We start from the raw sequence: 13719 nt of genomic DNA, 5'->3' as shown, positions 1-13719 counted from the left end.
CCCTGTTTTTTTGCAGGTTGTGTCGCAGCTTTCCCTTTTCGCTGGGAAGAAACTATAACAGCTTTCCTGAATCCATCTAGGGTCTATGAAGGCCCGGCCGCGCAACGTCGGCCAACCAGCAGGCGTCACGCCAGTCCCATATTCACGGTGCAGGTCAGATCTCTTCGCCTTTCTTCAGCAATTCTTCGATCAACTCACGTTGCAAATCGGTGCTGTCGCCACCTCCGAACTCTGCCGCGCCGCCGGAATACAGGGTGCCATATGTCCTGGCGATGTTCACAGTCTGGGCCAGCCCCGAGATCAGCTGGTCTTTTTCCAACAGGGACAACGGGTGGATAAACGCAGCCCACAAGGTGCCATTGGCAATCGCATAGCGGGCATCCAACGTGCTGTCGAAATTGGCCTGCATCATTCGGATCAAGTCTTCCTCCGACAGCGCCTCGGCGCTGCGGATCGGGACCATGGCCCGCATCCGATCCGCATTGGTGTCGGTGATGACCAAGACCTCCACCCCTGCAATCGTCAATTGAAACCCGGGGCCGCTCGGCTCTGCTTCGGGGTCAAGCGCGAAAAGAATGTTGCCCAGCCGTTCATACGTCATCGGCGGCTCGGCTTCGGGTGGGCTTTGCACGGGCTCTTGCGCGGCAAGGCTTCGGGCAATGAAAACAAGGATGAGGGCTAATCGGATCATGATGGCACTCCTGCGGGCATTCTTTCAGCATAGGTACGCAAAACCACACTGACCAAACAAAGCTTGGTGAATGCACCTTCTGGCCATTCAGATACTTGTACGATCTGCAATATCTGATGGCCTATCTGCGATTACACGTCCAGCTTTCATCCCCTAACTATGTTTCACCGGTCGACGATCCGATCGACCCGAACCCAGAACCAAGAGGAAACGTGTAATGAAAACTATCGTCTTCACCGCCCTGGCGGCCGCCATCGCCCTGTCCACTCCGGCTTTTGCCGCGGACGAAATCAACGTGTCGAACGGCATCTCGGCCGCAGGTGCCCCGCTTGCCGCACATGGGGTCGATCTGGTTGCTTTGGTCAATGATGGCAACCCGGTCGAAGGCTTCGCCACTCACTCGGCAACCTATGACGGCGCATCCTATTACTTTACCACCGCCGCCAACCTCGAGGCGTTCGAGGCGAACCCGGAGGCCTACCTGCCGCAGCATGGTGGGTTCTGTTCATTCGGCGTATCGGTCGGCAAGAAGTTTGACGGAGACCCGGATCAGTACCTGGTCGCAGATGGAAAACTGTACCTGTTCCTGAACGCCGAAACCCGCGCGGCCTTCCTGAAGGACGTTCCCGCCACCGCAAAAACGGCGGACGAACAGTGGGCAAACATCAAGAGCGTCGCCGTAGGCGAGCTGTAAACTCCGCCCCTGCCTGCGACGTCAGCGCGTCGCGGGCAGTTTTGCGCTTATGATTTCAAGCGCTTTGGCCAATGCAGCCTCGATGCTGAGGTCTGTTGTGTCCAGTTGCACTGCATCCTCAGCTGGCTTCATCGGCGCAGCGCTGCGCTCTGCGTCGCGGGCATCCCGCTCTTTGACATCTGCCAGAACCTGTTCGCGCGTCACGTCAGCACCTTTTGCGCTAAGCTCCAGAAACCGGCGTTCGGCTCGCACCTCTGGGCTGGCCGTTACAAACAGTTTCACCTCGGCATTGGGACAAATCACCGTCCCGATGTCGCGCCCATCCAAGACGGCCCCGCCCGAACTTCGGGCAAAGGCGCGCTGAAAATCCACCAAGGCGGCGCGAACCTCGGGGATCACCGCCACTTTGGATGCGGCCTGCGCGATTTCAGCCGTGCGCAGATCACCCTGCTCAAGCTCTTCGGCGGTCAGGGCTTGCGCTGCTTCAAGCGCGCCAAACCCTTCAAGAGTGCGCCGCCCAACGGCGCGATACAGCAAGCCGGTGTCGAGATGCGCGAACCCGAAATGCGCCGCAACGGCCTTGGAGATCGTGCCCTTGCCCGCAGCTGCAGGCCCGTCAATGGCGACAGTGAAGCTCACCTGCGCTCTACCCTTGCACCAAGCGACGCCATCAACGGCTCAAAAATCGGGAAGGATGTCGCGATCGGACCACCATCATCCACGCTTACCGGGTTCTGCGCGCCCATGCCCATGACCATGAAGGACATGGCAATGCGGTGATCCAGAAAGCTTTCGCACGTCCCGCCGCCCGGAACCTTGCCGATACCCAACCCTTCGACCGACCACCAGTCGTCACCCTCGTTGACCGTGACGCCGTTGGCCCGCAGACCGCGCGCCATGGCATCGATGCGGTCGCTTTCCTTCACCCGGAGTTCCTTCACCCCGCCCATCATCGTGGTGCCCGTGGCGTTTGCGGCAACCACGGACAAAACGGGGTATTCGTCAATCATCGAGGCCGCGCGTTCAGGCGGTACGTCAATACCCTTCATGTCTGGCGAGTATTTCGCGCGCAGATCGGCAACCGGCTCGCCGCCCTCTTCGCGCTCGTTTTCATAGGTCAGGTCGGCGCCCATCTCGCGCAGCGTCGTGAAAAGGCCCGCGCGCGTGGGGTTCAGGCCGATACCCGGCACCAGAACGTCCGAACCGGGCGTGATCAGCGCCGCGCAAACCGGGAAGGCCGCGCTGGACGGGTCGCGTGGAACGGCGATGACTTGCGGCTTCAACTCCGGGCGACCCGTCAAAGTGATGACCCGGCCTTCATCAGTGTCTTCCACCGTAATTTCGGCACCGAAACCGGACAACATCCGCTCGGAATGATCGCGGGTCGCCTCTTTCTCGATAACCACGGTTTTACCGGGGGCATTCAGCCCCGCAAGCAGAACCGCTGATTTCACCTGCGCCGAGGGCACCGGAACTTCGTACCGGACCGGAGTCGGGTCTGCCGCACCGACGATCGTCATTGGCAAACGCCCCCCCGAGCGGCCCACGGCCTGCGCACCAAACAGCGCAAGCGGATCCGTTACCCGCGCCATGGGTCGCTTGTTCAGGCTGGCATCGCCGGTAAAGGTTGCCGTAATCGGCGAGGTCGCCATGGCACCCATGATCAGCCGGACTCCGGTGCCGGAATTGCCGCAGTCAATCACCTGATCCGGTTCGGCAAACCCGCCCACGCCCACGCCATGCACGGTCCATTCGCCGCCGCCGTGATCTGTGACTTCTGCCCCGAAGGCCCGCATTGCCTTTGCGGTGTCCAAGACGTCCTCGCCTTCGAGCAACCCCGAGATCCTGGTCTCGCCCACAGCCATCGCGCCAAGGATCAGTGACCGGTGCGAAATCGACTTGTCGCCCGGCACCACTGCCGTGCCGGTCAGCGGGCCGCAGGGATGCGAAGTCATCGGGATGGGCGTTCCGTGTCCGGACATGGGGGCTCCTTTTGCGCTATCAGTGCTCAAGCCGATTAGCGAATTGGCACCGGTTGGTCCAGCGGCAATCAGTCTTTGCGGCGGAAGGTCAGGTAATGGGGTGTGCGACCTTCACGCAAGGCTTTCTGCTCGTAGCGTGTGGAAATCCAGTCGTCCCACGGCTCGCGCCAATCTGCGGGGCGTTCCGCCAGCCACTCGAACCCGGCGCGGGGGACTTCCTCGAGTGTCTGCCGCACATAGTCGGGGATGTCCGTGGCGACCCGGAAGATCGATCCGGGCTTCAAGACCCTTGCCAAGGGTTCAAGATGTTCCGGCGTCACGAAACGGCGACGATGATGCCGGGTTTTGGGCCACGGGTCAGGATACAGAAGGAAGGCGCGCGATATACTGGCCTCTGGCAGCACGTCGAACAGGTCTCGGGTATCGCCGGGATGCACAGCAAGGTTATCAACCCCCGCCTGCCGAATTTTGCCCAACAGCATGGCAACGCCGTTGATATAGGGCTCGGCCCCGATGATGCCGATGTCGGGGTTGCTTTGCGCCTGATGAACCAGGTGTTCGCCGCCGCCAAAGCCGACTTCCAGCCAGACCGGCTTGCCGCCGAACAACGTGTTCAGGTCCAACGGCCTGCGGTCGGGGTTTGTGTCCCAATCCACCGCACCGGGCGACAAAGCCGCCAGATCTTCGTTCAGATAGGTCTTTTGGCTGGGCTTCAGGGTCTTGCCCTTGAAGCGGCCATAGAAGTTTCTGCGCGGGCGTTGTGGGGTCTCGGTGCTCATGGCGGTCGCCATACTGCGCGCCAGAGAACGTTGCAAGGGCGCGCGGTACGCACAAGGAAAAAGCGCGCCCTGAAAGGCGCGCTTTGTGTTGTTCAGATCAGACTGCGGCTTTCAACGCATCGACCAGATCGGTGCGCTCCCAGCTGAAACCACCATCATCGCTCGGCTGGCGACCAAAGTGGCCGTAAGCAGCTGTGCGCTGATAGATCGGTTTGTTCAGTTGCAGATGCTGGCGAATGCCGCGCGGTGTCAGATCCATGACCTCACCCACAGCTTTTTCGATAACCGCATCCGCCAATTGGCCGGTTCCATGGGTGTCGGCGTAGATCGACAGCGGCTTGGACACGCCAATCGCATAGCTCAGCTGAATCGTGCAGCGTTCGGCCATGCCCGCCGCCACGACGTTTTTGGCCAGATAGCGTGCTGCGTATGCTGCCGAGCGGTCAACCTTGGTCGGGTCTTTGCCCGAGAACGCGCCGCCGCCATGAGGGGCCGCGCCGCCATAGGTGTCCACGATGATCTTGCGCCCGGTCAGGCCCGCGTCACCATCCGGTCCGCCGATAACGAATTTGCCGGTCGGGTTGACGTGCCATTCGGTTTCGGCCGACAGCCAGCCGTCAGGCAGGGTTTCGCGGATATAAGGCTCGACGATGGCGCGGATATCATCCGAAGACAACGCTTCATCCAGATGCTGCGTAGACAGAACGATCGAGCTGACGCCGACCGGCTTGCCGTCGCGATAAACGACTGACAGCTGCGACTTTGCGTCGGGGCCCAAAGCAGGTTCGGTACCATTCTTGCGTACTTCCGCCAGTCGCCGCAGGATAGCATGCGAATACTGGATCGGTGCGGGCATCAGCGCCGGAGTTTCAGTCGTGGCATAACCGAACATGATGCCCTGGTCGCCGGCACCCTCGTCCTTGTCATCCGCAGCGTCAACGCCCTGAGCGATATGGGCGGATTGTTCGTGCAGCAGGTTGGTTACTTCGACGGTTTCGTGGTGAAACTTGTCCTGCTCGTAACCGATGTCTTTGACACAGTCGCGGGCGATCTGTTCGATGCGACCCATGTAATCGTGCAGCTTGTCTTGATCAGACAGACCTACTTCGCCACCGATCACAACCCGGTTGGTCGTGGCGAAAGTTTCGCAGGCCACACGGGCTTCTGGTTCTTCATTGAGAAATGCATCAAGGACAGCATCCGAGATGCGGTCACAGACCTTGTCGGGATGCCCTTCGGAAACGGATTCCGAAGTAAATGTATAGTTCTGTCGGGACATAAATGCGCTCCATTAGGGGTTTCTCCGCCACGCCAGGAAGCCGTTGTGACAGATCACAGACGCATACGCTCGCTTAAAGATGGGGTCAATCTTAAATTATTTAGTCAGGCGACGGATGTTGAACCACGCCAATGCAGCAAGAAACAATAGCAGTCCAAGAACAGGGCTGTCCCCGATGCGGGAATAAACTGTTGGCTGATGTGGCTGCGGCAGGATGGCATCCACGTATCCCGCCTTGCCCAGCGCCAATGAGGCCGTGACCTGACCCAATGGGTCAATCATGGCCGATATGCCGGTATTGGCCGAACGGATCATCGGCAGACCCTGTTCAATTGCCCTCATCCGGGCCTGTGCCAGATGCTGAAACGGTCCCGAACGCATTCCGAACCACGCGTCATTTGTGATCTGCAACAGAAAGTCCGCCCGACCCGCCGCCCCGTTCACATCCTGCGGGAACACGGCTTCGTAACAGATCAGAGGCAGCGCCCTTCCCAATTTGCCAAGGCCCAAGAGCTCGGGCCCCGGCCCTGCGCTGAATCCATGCCCCGTTGTGGCCGCCATCCCATAAATCCCAAAACGGCCCATCAACTCGCCAAAAGGCACATATTCTCCAAACGGGGCCAGATGGTGTTTGTCATACAGACCGCCCTGCTGCCCGGCTTCATCCAGATAGACCATCGAGTTGAAAATCCTCGGGCCGTCTCCGCGCTGGATCCCCAAAACCACGGGCGTCCCCTGAGCGGCATCCGCAATGGCCGTCAAATACGATTGCGCGCTGCCCAGCCAGGCTGGAACTGCGGTCTCGGGCCAGACGATCAGGTCCGGTCTGGGCAAAGCGGCGGAATATTCAATCTGACGGGCAAAGAACAAGGGCGCATATGCCGGGTCCCACTTTTGGTGCTGCGGCGCGTTGGGCTGAACAACACGAACTGTGTGCGGGCCTTCCTGCACTATTGGCCGCATCGACGCATAGCCAACTGCCAGCGCCGCCGCCGCAGATGTAAATCCCAGTGGACGGAGCAGTGCCCGCAAGCGTCTTTCCTGAAGCAGTGCCGCCCCTATCGGAAACGCCACGGCAAATGTCAGCGCATTCAGGCCATACGGCCCTACCAGAGACAGCACTTGCGCCACGGGCGTATTCACCCAGATTTGCGCCACTCCGCCCCAGGGGAACCCGGTCAGCACGTATCCCCGTGCCAGTTCAGCCAGCGACAGCGTTGCGATCAGCAAAACGCTTTGCTGCATGGCGGTCGCGCCAACATGCCGCGCCAGTCGAAACGCAACCGCCCAGAACAGGGCGAGCCCGCCGGCCATGAATACCAGCGCAAACGGTGCCATCCAGGCGTGGCGCTCTGCATCCACCTGGAAGGGCTCGATGATCCAGCTGAGCGCATGGGCAAAATAGCCGGTGGCGAAGAACCAGCCGATCCACCCCGCGCGAGCACGGGTTTCACTGGCGAGGAACACCGGAACGATCAAAACCAGTGCAACAACCGTAGCGCCCCAATACCCATGCGGTGCCTGACCAAAAGCGCCGAAGGCGCCCAGTGCGGCGGCGGCAAACAATCTCAACGATAACGGCCAGCCCCGGACAGGCGTCATGCAGCGACGTCCGGCAGCATGACGCGCAACCGTTTGATGCGTCGCGGGTCGGCTTCGATCACTTCGAATTCCGGCCCTTCCGGATGAATCACGACCTCACCCCGTGCCGGAACACGCCCGGACAGCATGAACACCAGCCCCCCCAGCGTGTCGATGTCTTCTTCATCCACATCCTCGTGGCTGGTCAGGGATCTGCCGATCTCGGCCTCGAAATCCTCAAGCGGCACACGTGCCTGCACAACGTAACAACCCGGCTTTTCCTGCACCCAAAGCTGATCTTCGTCTGCATCGTGTTCGTCCGCGATCTCACCCACGACCTGCTCGATCAAGTCTTCGATCGTCAGCAGCCCGTCGACGCCGCCATATTCATCAATCACCAACGCCATATGGCGACGTTCGGTCTGCATCTTGGTCAGCAGGACACCGATCGGCATTGAAGGCGGCACGAACAAAAGCGTGCGCAACATGGATTTCAGGTCAAACTTGTCGGCACCGCCGTTGAAACCATGGGTCAGTGCGAAATCCTTGAGGTGAACAAAGCCCGACGGCGTATCCAGCGTTCCTTCATAAACCGGGATTCTGGACAACCCACTGTCCCGGAACACGTCGGCCAGTTCATCCTTGGTGATGGTGGAAGGAACCGCGATGATCTCGGCCGTGGGAATGGCCACGTCTTCGACGCGCATCCGGCGCAGGTTCATCATCCCGTGAGGCCGAGCGGCCGCTGCGCTCTGCCCATTCATCCCCGGGTTTTGCTGAGTCTCATGACCCGAAAACGCGTCGAAAATGCGGGAAATAAACCCGCTTTTCTCTTCTGTATCATTGCCGCTGTCCTGAGGTTGCGCGCTTTGCGCCGCCCTAGAACTGCCGTCTGTTTCGCCCATTACCTTGTTCCAACTGATCGGGTCACATGACCCACCTTATACCTTATATGGGTCATCGATACCCAATTTGCCAAGTATCTCGACCTCAATCCCTTCCATCAAAGCGGCATCGGGGTCACGAATGTGATCATATCCCAGCAAATGCAACGTTCCGTGAACAAGCAAATGGATGACGTGATCATCAATGTCCTTGCCCGCCTCATCCGCCTCACGCGCGCAGGTGTCGAAGGAAATCGCAATATCGCCCAAAGGAATTTCACCGGTGAAATCCGGCTTTGGCGGATGGGGCGCTTGCCCGGCTTCGTCCGGGGCCAAATCTTCTACCGGCCAGCTCAGAACATTGGTGGCGGCTGGTTTGCCGCGAAACTCGGCGTTCAGCTCCGAAATGCGCGCATCATCGCATCCCAGAACGCTGATCTCGCAAAGCTCAGGGTCCAGTTCCGCATGGGACAGGACGGCGGATATCGCTTGCCGCGACAAAGCTTCAAGCCCTTGCCACCGGTCGTCTTCGACAGTGAGTTCCAGATTCATCTTATCGCACAACAGCCCTGTGAATGAGCCTTGCAATCAACTGGTTTCGCGGCCCGCATCCGCCTCATACGCTTCGATGATCGCGGCCACAAGCGGGTGGCGAACCACGTCCTTGGACGTGAAATAGTTGAAACTGATGTTGGGGATCGTTTTCAACAGTCTTTCCGCATCCTGCAAACCCGACTGAACGCCGCGTGGTAAATCCACTTGAGACCTGTCGCCGGTGATTACCATGCGGCTGCCTTCGCCCAGACGAGTCAGGAACATCTTCATCTGCATGGTCGTGGCGTTCTGTGCCTCGTCCAGCACTACAAAAGCATTGGCCAACGTGCGTCCACGCATGAACGCCAGCGGCGCTATTTCGATTCGCTTTTCCTCGATCAGCTTGGCCAGCTGCTTGCCGGGCAGAAAATCATTCAGCGCGTCGTACAGCGGCTGCATGTAGGGATCGACCTTGTCCTTCATGTCACCGGGCAGATAGCCCAGTTTTTCACCCGCCTCGACCGCCGGGCGGCTGAGGATGATTCGATCCACATGCCCGCCAATGAACATCGACACGCCCACGGCGACAGCCAGATAGGTTTTCCCCGTGCCAGCTGGCCCGATGCCAAATGCAAGCTCATTTTGAAACAGTGACTGCACATAAGCCTTCTGGGCGTCCGTGCGCGGTTCCACCAGTTTCTTGCGGGTTTTGATTTCGACTGAACCGCCCTTGAACATTTCCAACTGATCGCCGTCGCGGCTGCCGGTCCCCTGTTCCGAACCACCCATCCGCAGTTCTCGGTCCACGTCCGCGGCCTCGACCTCGCGCCCGCCTTCCAATCGCGCGTAAAGCGATTGAAGCACCTCAATAGCCTGCTTCTGGGCGTCTTCATCGCCCATCACGACAAGCTGATTGCCGCGGCGCACGATCTGGACGGAAAGCTTGCTTTCGATGTCGGTCAGGTTGCGGTCGTATTCGCCGCACAGGTCAATCAACAATCGGTTGTCGGGAAACTCTAAAAACGCCTCGCGTTGGGGCATTTCGTCTTGCGGTGGGGTCAGGGCACCGATGGCCAATCCGTTCTCCTGTCTTGGCAGTTCTCCCCGAGCGTAGACAACAAATCTCGGTGGGCGCAAGCCACAGTTTCAAAAATAAGCCCACGGATGACAAAAGCGCCGACCATACAAAAGAAAAAAGCCTGTCAGACGCGCATCAGAACGTATAGTTCAGCCCGAATCTCAAGCCGCCGTATTTCGGTGTGGACTTCGTGGAAAAGCCCGAACCGAATTGAACGTCTTCAGATTTGAACTGGACGTATTCGTATTCGCCGGTGACCGACCAATTGTCTGTCAGCTTGTGTTCGGCACCGATGCTTGCGGTATATCCGCCCCGCCGATCCGATGCCGAAAAACTCTGTACTGTAGTTCCGGATGTGATGCTGTTGGTTGTTTCAACATCGCCCCACAGGTAACCGACGCTGAAAAAGTACAGAACTCGACCGTTTCGGCTTGTCAGGCCGCTTCGATATTTGAGGGACAAAACGTCAGATATCTCTGCCCCACCCTCAACGTTCGAACCGCCGATCTGGGTTCTGACACTATCGTCCAAGGATCCGAAATCATAACTGACTTCAAAACCATAAACGAAATCACGCCCCCACCTTGAAGGCAGAACACCACGCCAACCACCACGAAAGCCACCGTATGCCCCGGATACGTTCAGGTCGCCAATATCAAACAGTCCGGCGGGCGTTCTCAGACCAAATCGATCGTCCCAGCCTGAGGCGTAGCCGCCAGCAATCCCCAGATAAAATGCACTGACGTCACTGCTGAACTTCTTGGGGCTGATAACGACAGGATCGGTTGTCGTGCCCTTCAGGTCTCCGGCAATCGTCGCGCTGGCAAAAAAAGTGACAACCGAGGCCAAAGGCAAGGTTTTCACTAGGCTCAGGGTCCTGAAGCTGTTCAAGATTGGCACTCGTACCTCCATCACTCCGATCTTCGGATCGGCGTATAATCGTTTTTTGACGCAAAAACGGCGCGTGAAAAAACTTGGCTCCTCTCGGAGCATAGTTCCAAGCAATAAATCAAGGGTAAATTTTCGAAACAAACACCAACTATGGTGTCTGAACGGCGGAATTTTACCGACTCAGAGCAGCTCACCCGCCAAAGAATTGGCGCCCGAGTCGGTGATCCGGACCTCTTTCAGATCACCAACGGCAATCCCGGTGCCCTTCACGTGCACCGAGTGCAGATACTCGGATTTTCCGACCATCTGGCCCGGCAGGCGGCCCGGTTTTTCAAACAAAACGCGGACTGTACGACCGACCATACCGTCCTGAATTTCCCTTTGGTGCCGCGTGATAAGGGCCTGAAGGCGCTGCAATCGATCATCCGCCGCAGCCGAATCAACCTGAGCCCGTTCAGCCGCCGGTGTTCCCGGGCGTGTGGAATACTTGAAGGAATAGGCGTAGCCGTATTTGACCTCTTCAACCAAATCCAACGTTGCCTGAAAGTCCTCTTCGGTTTCTTCGGGGAAGCCGACGATGAAATCCCCTGACATTACGATATCCGGGCGCGCCGCACGAATGCGCTCGATCAGGCGCAGATAGCTTTCTGCCGTGTGGCTGCGATTCATTCGCTTGAGGATACGGTCCGAGCCCGACTGAACCGGCAGGTGCAGATATGGCATCAATTTCTCACAGCTGCCATGCGCCTCGATCAGGTCGTCGGCCATGTCATTGGGGTGCGACGTGGTGAAACGAATACGTTCCAGCCCGTCAACCTTGTTCAGTTCCCAGATCAGCCCGGCCAGGGTCATGTCTCCGTCGGGGCCGGCCCCGTGATAGGCGTTCACGTTCTGACCTAGCAGCGTGATCTCGCGCACGCCGCGTTCAACCAGATCATGGGCTTCGCGGATGATGCGATCCGCGGGGCGGCTGACTTCGGCCCCACGCGTATAAGGCACCACGCAGAAGGCGCAGAACTTGTCGCACCCTTCCTGAACGGTCAGAAACGCCGTCGGGCCGCGTTTGGCCTTGGGACGGTTTTTCAGTTTTTCGAACTTGTCTTCCTCGGGGAAATCGGTGTCCAGCGCCTTTTCGCCCGCACGGGTCCTGGCCTCCATCTCGGGCAGACGGTGATAGCTTTGCGGACCGACGACCAGATCGACCAGCGGTTGGCGGCGCATGATTTCTTCACCTTCGGCCTGTGCAACACAGCCTGCCACACCGATTTTCAGGTCAGGCTTTTCGGCCTTCAGACCCTTGAAGCGACCGAGTTCCGAATACACTTTCTCAGCCGCTTTTTCGCGGATGTGACAGGTGTTCAGCAGAATCATGTCGGCATCGTCAGGCGTTTTGGTTTCGACATAGCCCTGCCCGCCCAGCGCCTCGGACATGCGTTCACTGTCATAGACGTTCATCTGACAGCCATAAGTCTTGATAAACAGCTTCTTCGGTTCGGACATGGGACGGGCCTTTGCATTCGCTGGATCGGCGTCATCTATACGCTTCGAACGCCGCTTGCAATGCGGGCGCAATTACCCGAATTTGGCAGGACTTTCCAGCAAGGCCGGACCAAAAAGCACCCGATGACGTACGATTCCCTCGACCATTTCCTGAAATCGGGACAGGCCGCACTGTCCAAAGGCCCCGTAGCATTGATTTTTGCCGAGGACGACGTGGAGCTGGCCAGCACGCTGCACCATCATCTGAGGCTGGGTTTCAAATCCGTCATCGTCTTTGCCCCGGACGAGTTTCACCTGGCAGAGGACCTGTCGGCCAAGGTGCATCGGGTCAATTTGAAATGTGTTCCCCGGCTGGTCGTGTTCGAAACCATAAACAGGATCATTCAGGCCGCACCCGGCATCTGGATGTATTATTGCTACAACGCCGAATACCTGTTCTTTCCCTACTGCGAAACGCGCAGCGTGGGCGAGATGCTTGTCTTTCATGGTGAAGAGCGTCGCAATGCGATGCTCAGCTATGTCATTGACCTGTACGCCGAGGACCTGACCGCACATCCCAATGGCGTGGCCCCCGATCAGGCCATGTTCGACAGCGTTGGGTATTATGCCCATACCCGCCACGACCCAAGCGGCCAACCGCTGGACCGTCAGATGGATCTTTCCGGCGGGTTGCGATGGCGGTTCGAAAACCACATTCCCTACGAACGTCGCAGAATCGACCGCATCGCATTGTTCAAAGCGCAAAAAAACTTGGTGCTGAGACCCGATCACACCTTCAACGAACCGGAATACAATACCTATTCCTGCCCCTGGCATCACAACCTGACGGCCGCCATTTGTTCCTTCCGTGCCGCAAAGGCGCTGAAATCCAATGCAGGGTCAACCTTTGACATCCGAAGCTTTCGCTGGCGCAACTCGGTGCCGTTTGAATGGCAGTCCCGCCAGCTGCTGGATCTCGGGCTGATCGAATCAGGCCAGTGGTTCTGAGCCGGCCTGACGCTGCAACAAGATCGGAAACCAATCCTCGCGCAGGCGCTGTCCCGGCGTCATGTCATGACCGGGAAACGGGGGCGAGGTTCGGCCGGGGCGCTCTACATACCGGGCATCGTCGCCCACCAGCCGCAGTGAAAAGGCGCGGCGACGGCTGTCCGACTGGTTTCCGCGCGCGCCGTGCAGCGTGCGATAGTTGAAAGCGACGGCATCGCCGGGCTCCATCTCGAATTCGACGATCTTCATACCTTCGGCATCCGGATCCGGCACGGGGATGTACTGACCTTCATCCGGGAAAAAGCCGTCCTCGGAAACCCATCGGGTCGGCAGAACTTCTTTCTCCCATCGGTGCGACCCGGCGACACACCGCAGCGTCGCCTGCCTGACCGGATCAAGCGGAGACCAGAAGCTGATCGTTTGCTGACCCTCGACGAAATAATATGGGCCGTCCTGATGCCACGGTGTCGCCATCGACGTACCGGGTTCCTTGACCAGCACGTGATCGTGAAACATCTGAACGCGTCTCGATTGCATCAGATCCGCGGCAACCTCAGCTGCGGGAGACGTCTCGATCACGTCGCGGAACTGCGGAATCCGGGTCCAATTGCAGTAATCATCAAAGAAACGACCTGTTTCACCCGCCTTCTTGTTTTCCGAGGCATAGGGACCGGGATCGGCCATATTCGCGGCCACACCATCGCGCAGTTGTTCCACGTGATCCGCAAACAGCCCTTTGACCAGTACGACGCCGTCGAACTGATAAGTGTCGATCATCTGCTGAGAAACAAGAGGGTGTGGCATCGGAAGCTCCTGAAGTTTTTTTGTTTTTGCCCGGA

The 13719-nt window shown here is 58.6% G+C and carries 14 protein-coding genes and 1 riboswitch; of the genes, 2 read left to right on the top strand and 12 right to left on the bottom strand.

Annotated elements, in window-relative coordinates; translation table 11 throughout:
* Nucleotides 1-154: 154 nt before the first annotated feature.
* Nucleotides 155-691 (bottom strand): hypothetical protein, encoded by a 537-nt coding sequence (locus ACR0C6_RS11210; RefSeq protein WP_171330066.1) that lies wholly within the window; start codon nucleotides 689-691, stop codon nucleotides 155-157.
* Nucleotides 692-908: 217 nt separating this feature from the next.
* Here ACR0C6_RS11210 and ACR0C6_RS11205 point away from each other — a divergent pair, with 217 nt between their 5' ends.
* Complete coding sequence (locus ACR0C6_RS11205) at nucleotides 909-1385, top strand: YHS domain-containing (seleno)protein (protein WP_480619335.1); 477 nt, start codon at nucleotides 909-911, stop codon at nucleotides 1383-1385.
* 21 nt (nucleotides 1386-1406) lie between these two features.
* On the opposite strand, the gene cmk is transcribed toward ACR0C6_RS11205, so the two are convergent.
* The 10 genes from cmk to miaB all read right to left on the bottom strand — a co-directional run bounded on the left by cmk (nucleotide 1407) and on the right by miaB (nucleotide 11893).
* Nucleotides 1407-2024 (bottom strand): (d)CMP kinase, encoded by a 618-nt coding sequence (gene cmk, locus ACR0C6_RS11200; protein WP_480619333.1) that lies wholly within the window; start codon nucleotides 2022-2024, stop codon nucleotides 1407-1409.
* The gene (gene aroA, locus ACR0C6_RS11195) at nucleotides 2021-3367 is read right to left on the bottom strand and encodes a 3-phosphoshikimate 1-carboxyvinyltransferase (RefSeq protein WP_480619331.1); all 1347 of its coding nucleotides are present in this window, start codon (nucleotides 3365-3367) and stop codon (nucleotides 2021-2023) included. Before aroA ends, cmk begins: the two co-directional genes overlap by 4 nt.
* Before the next feature lie 68 nt (nucleotides 3368-3435).
* Nucleotides 3436-4146 carry a tRNA (guanosine(46)-N7)-methyltransferase TrmB gene (gene trmB / locus ACR0C6_RS11190; RefSeq protein ID WP_480619329.1) on the bottom strand — a complete coding sequence of 237 codons (711 nt, stop codon included), beginning with the start codon at nucleotides 4144-4146 and terminating at the stop codon, nucleotides 3436-3438.
* Nucleotides 4147-4243: 97 nt separating this feature from the next.
* Entirely contained in the window at nucleotides 4244-5425 is a 1182-nt protein-coding gene (metK, locus tag ACR0C6_RS11185; protein ID WP_152457168.1) for a methionine adenosyltransferase, read from the bottom strand.
* A 5-nt stretch (nucleotides 5426-5430) separates the two neighbouring features.
* A riboswitch (SAM-SAH riboswitch) is annotated at nucleotides 5431-5480 on the bottom strand.
* A 41-nt stretch (nucleotides 5481-5521) separates the two neighbouring features.
* Entirely contained in the window at nucleotides 5522-7027 is a 1506-nt protein-coding gene (gene lnt / locus ACR0C6_RS11180; RefSeq protein ID WP_480619327.1) for an apolipoprotein N-acyltransferase, read from the bottom strand.
* On the bottom strand, nucleotides 7024-7911 hold the full coding sequence (locus tag ACR0C6_RS11175) for a hemolysin family protein (RefSeq protein WP_480619326.1): 888 nt from the start codon (nucleotides 7909-7911) through the stop codon (nucleotides 7024-7026). The genes lnt and ACR0C6_RS11175 overlap by 4 nt, the downstream gene beginning before the upstream one ends.
* Nucleotides 7912-7947: 36 nt before the next feature.
* Complete coding sequence (gene ybeY, locus ACR0C6_RS11170; protein ID WP_171641343.1) at nucleotides 7948-8442, bottom strand: rRNA maturation RNase YbeY; 495 nt, start codon at nucleotides 8440-8442, stop codon at nucleotides 7948-7950.
* Between the two features lie 36 nt (nucleotides 8443-8478).
* On the bottom strand, nucleotides 8479-9501 hold the full coding sequence (locus ACR0C6_RS11165) for a PhoH family protein (protein WP_171229543.1): 1023 nt from the start codon (nucleotides 9499-9501) through the stop codon (nucleotides 8479-8481).
* Nucleotides 9502-9637: 136 nt separating this feature from the next.
* Nucleotides 9638-10534, bottom strand: a complete 897-nt coding sequence (locus ACR0C6_RS11160; protein ID WP_480619323.1) for an outer membrane protein — start codon at nucleotides 10532-10534, stop codon at nucleotides 9638-9640.
* Between the two features lie 39 nt (nucleotides 10535-10573).
* Nucleotides 10574-11893 (bottom strand): tRNA (N6-isopentenyl adenosine(37)-C2)-methylthiotransferase MiaB, encoded by a 1320-nt coding sequence (gene miaB, locus ACR0C6_RS11155; RefSeq protein ID WP_480619321.1) that lies wholly within the window; start codon nucleotides 11891-11893, stop codon nucleotides 10574-10576.
* A gap of 123 nt (nucleotides 11894-12016) precedes the next feature.
* On the opposite strand from miaB, the gene ACR0C6_RS11150 reads away from it, so the two are divergent.
* Nucleotides 12017-12880: a hypothetical protein gene (locus ACR0C6_RS11150; RefSeq protein WP_480619319.1), complete on the top strand. Its 864-nt coding sequence runs from the start codon at nucleotides 12017-12019 to the stop codon at nucleotides 12878-12880.
* Here the strand turns inward: ACR0C6_RS11150 and ACR0C6_RS11145 are convergent.
* Nucleotides 12863-13684: a phytanoyl-CoA dioxygenase family protein gene (locus ACR0C6_RS11145; protein ID WP_480447109.1), complete on the bottom strand. Its 822-nt coding sequence runs from the start codon at nucleotides 13682-13684 to the stop codon at nucleotides 12863-12865. The two genes, ACR0C6_RS11150 and ACR0C6_RS11145, sit on opposite strands and share 18 nt — an antisense overlap.
* Nucleotides 13685-13719: the final 35 nt, after the last annotated feature.

The organism is Ruegeria sp. AL12, assembly GCF_056540885.1.
Note: the sequence above shows the minus strand (reverse complement) of the source record. Positions and strands in the feature narration are given on the sequence as shown.

Excerpts from the sequence above, each read along its gene's own strand:
- ACR0C6_RS11210 (WP_171330066.1), bottom strand. The coding sequence starts at position 691 with ATGATCCGATTAGCCCTCATCCTTGTTTTCATTGCCCGAAGCCTTGCC.
- ACR0C6_RS11205 (WP_480619335.1), top strand. The coding sequence starts at position 909 with ATGAAAACTATCGTCTTCACCGCCCTGGCGGCCGCCATCGCCCTGTCC.
- aroA (WP_480619331.1), bottom strand. The coding sequence starts at position 3,367 with ATGTCCGGACACGGAACGCCCATCCCGATGACTTCGCATCCCTGCGGC.
- trmB (WP_480619329.1), bottom strand. The coding sequence starts at position 4,146 with ATGAGCACCGAGACCCCACAACGCCCGCGCAGAAACTTCTATGGCCGC.
- metK (WP_152457168.1), bottom strand. The coding sequence starts at position 5,425 with ATGTCCCGACAGAACTATACATTTACTTCGGAATCCGTTTCCGAAGGG.
- lnt (WP_480619327.1), bottom strand. The coding sequence starts at position 7,027 with ATGACGCCTGTCCGGGGCTGGCCGTTATCGTTGAGATTGTTTGCCGCC.
- ACR0C6_RS11175 (WP_480619326.1), bottom strand. The coding sequence starts at position 7,911 with ATGGGCGAAACAGACGGCAGTTCTAGGGCGGCGCAAAGCGCGCAACCT.
- ybeY (WP_171641343.1), bottom strand. The coding sequence starts at position 8,442 with ATGAATCTGGAACTCACTGTCGAAGACGACCGGTGGCAAGGGCTTGAA.
- miaB (WP_480619321.1), bottom strand. The coding sequence starts at position 11,893 with ATGTCCGAACCGAAGAAGCTGTTTATCAAGACTTATGGCTGTCAGATG.
- ACR0C6_RS11150 (WP_480619319.1), top strand. The coding sequence starts at position 12,017 with ATGACGTACGATTCCCTCGACCATTTCCTGAAATCGGGACAGGCCGCA.
- ACR0C6_RS11145 (WP_480447109.1), bottom strand. The coding sequence starts at position 13,684 with ATGCCACACCCTCTTGTTTCTCAGCAGATGATCGACACTTATCAGTTC.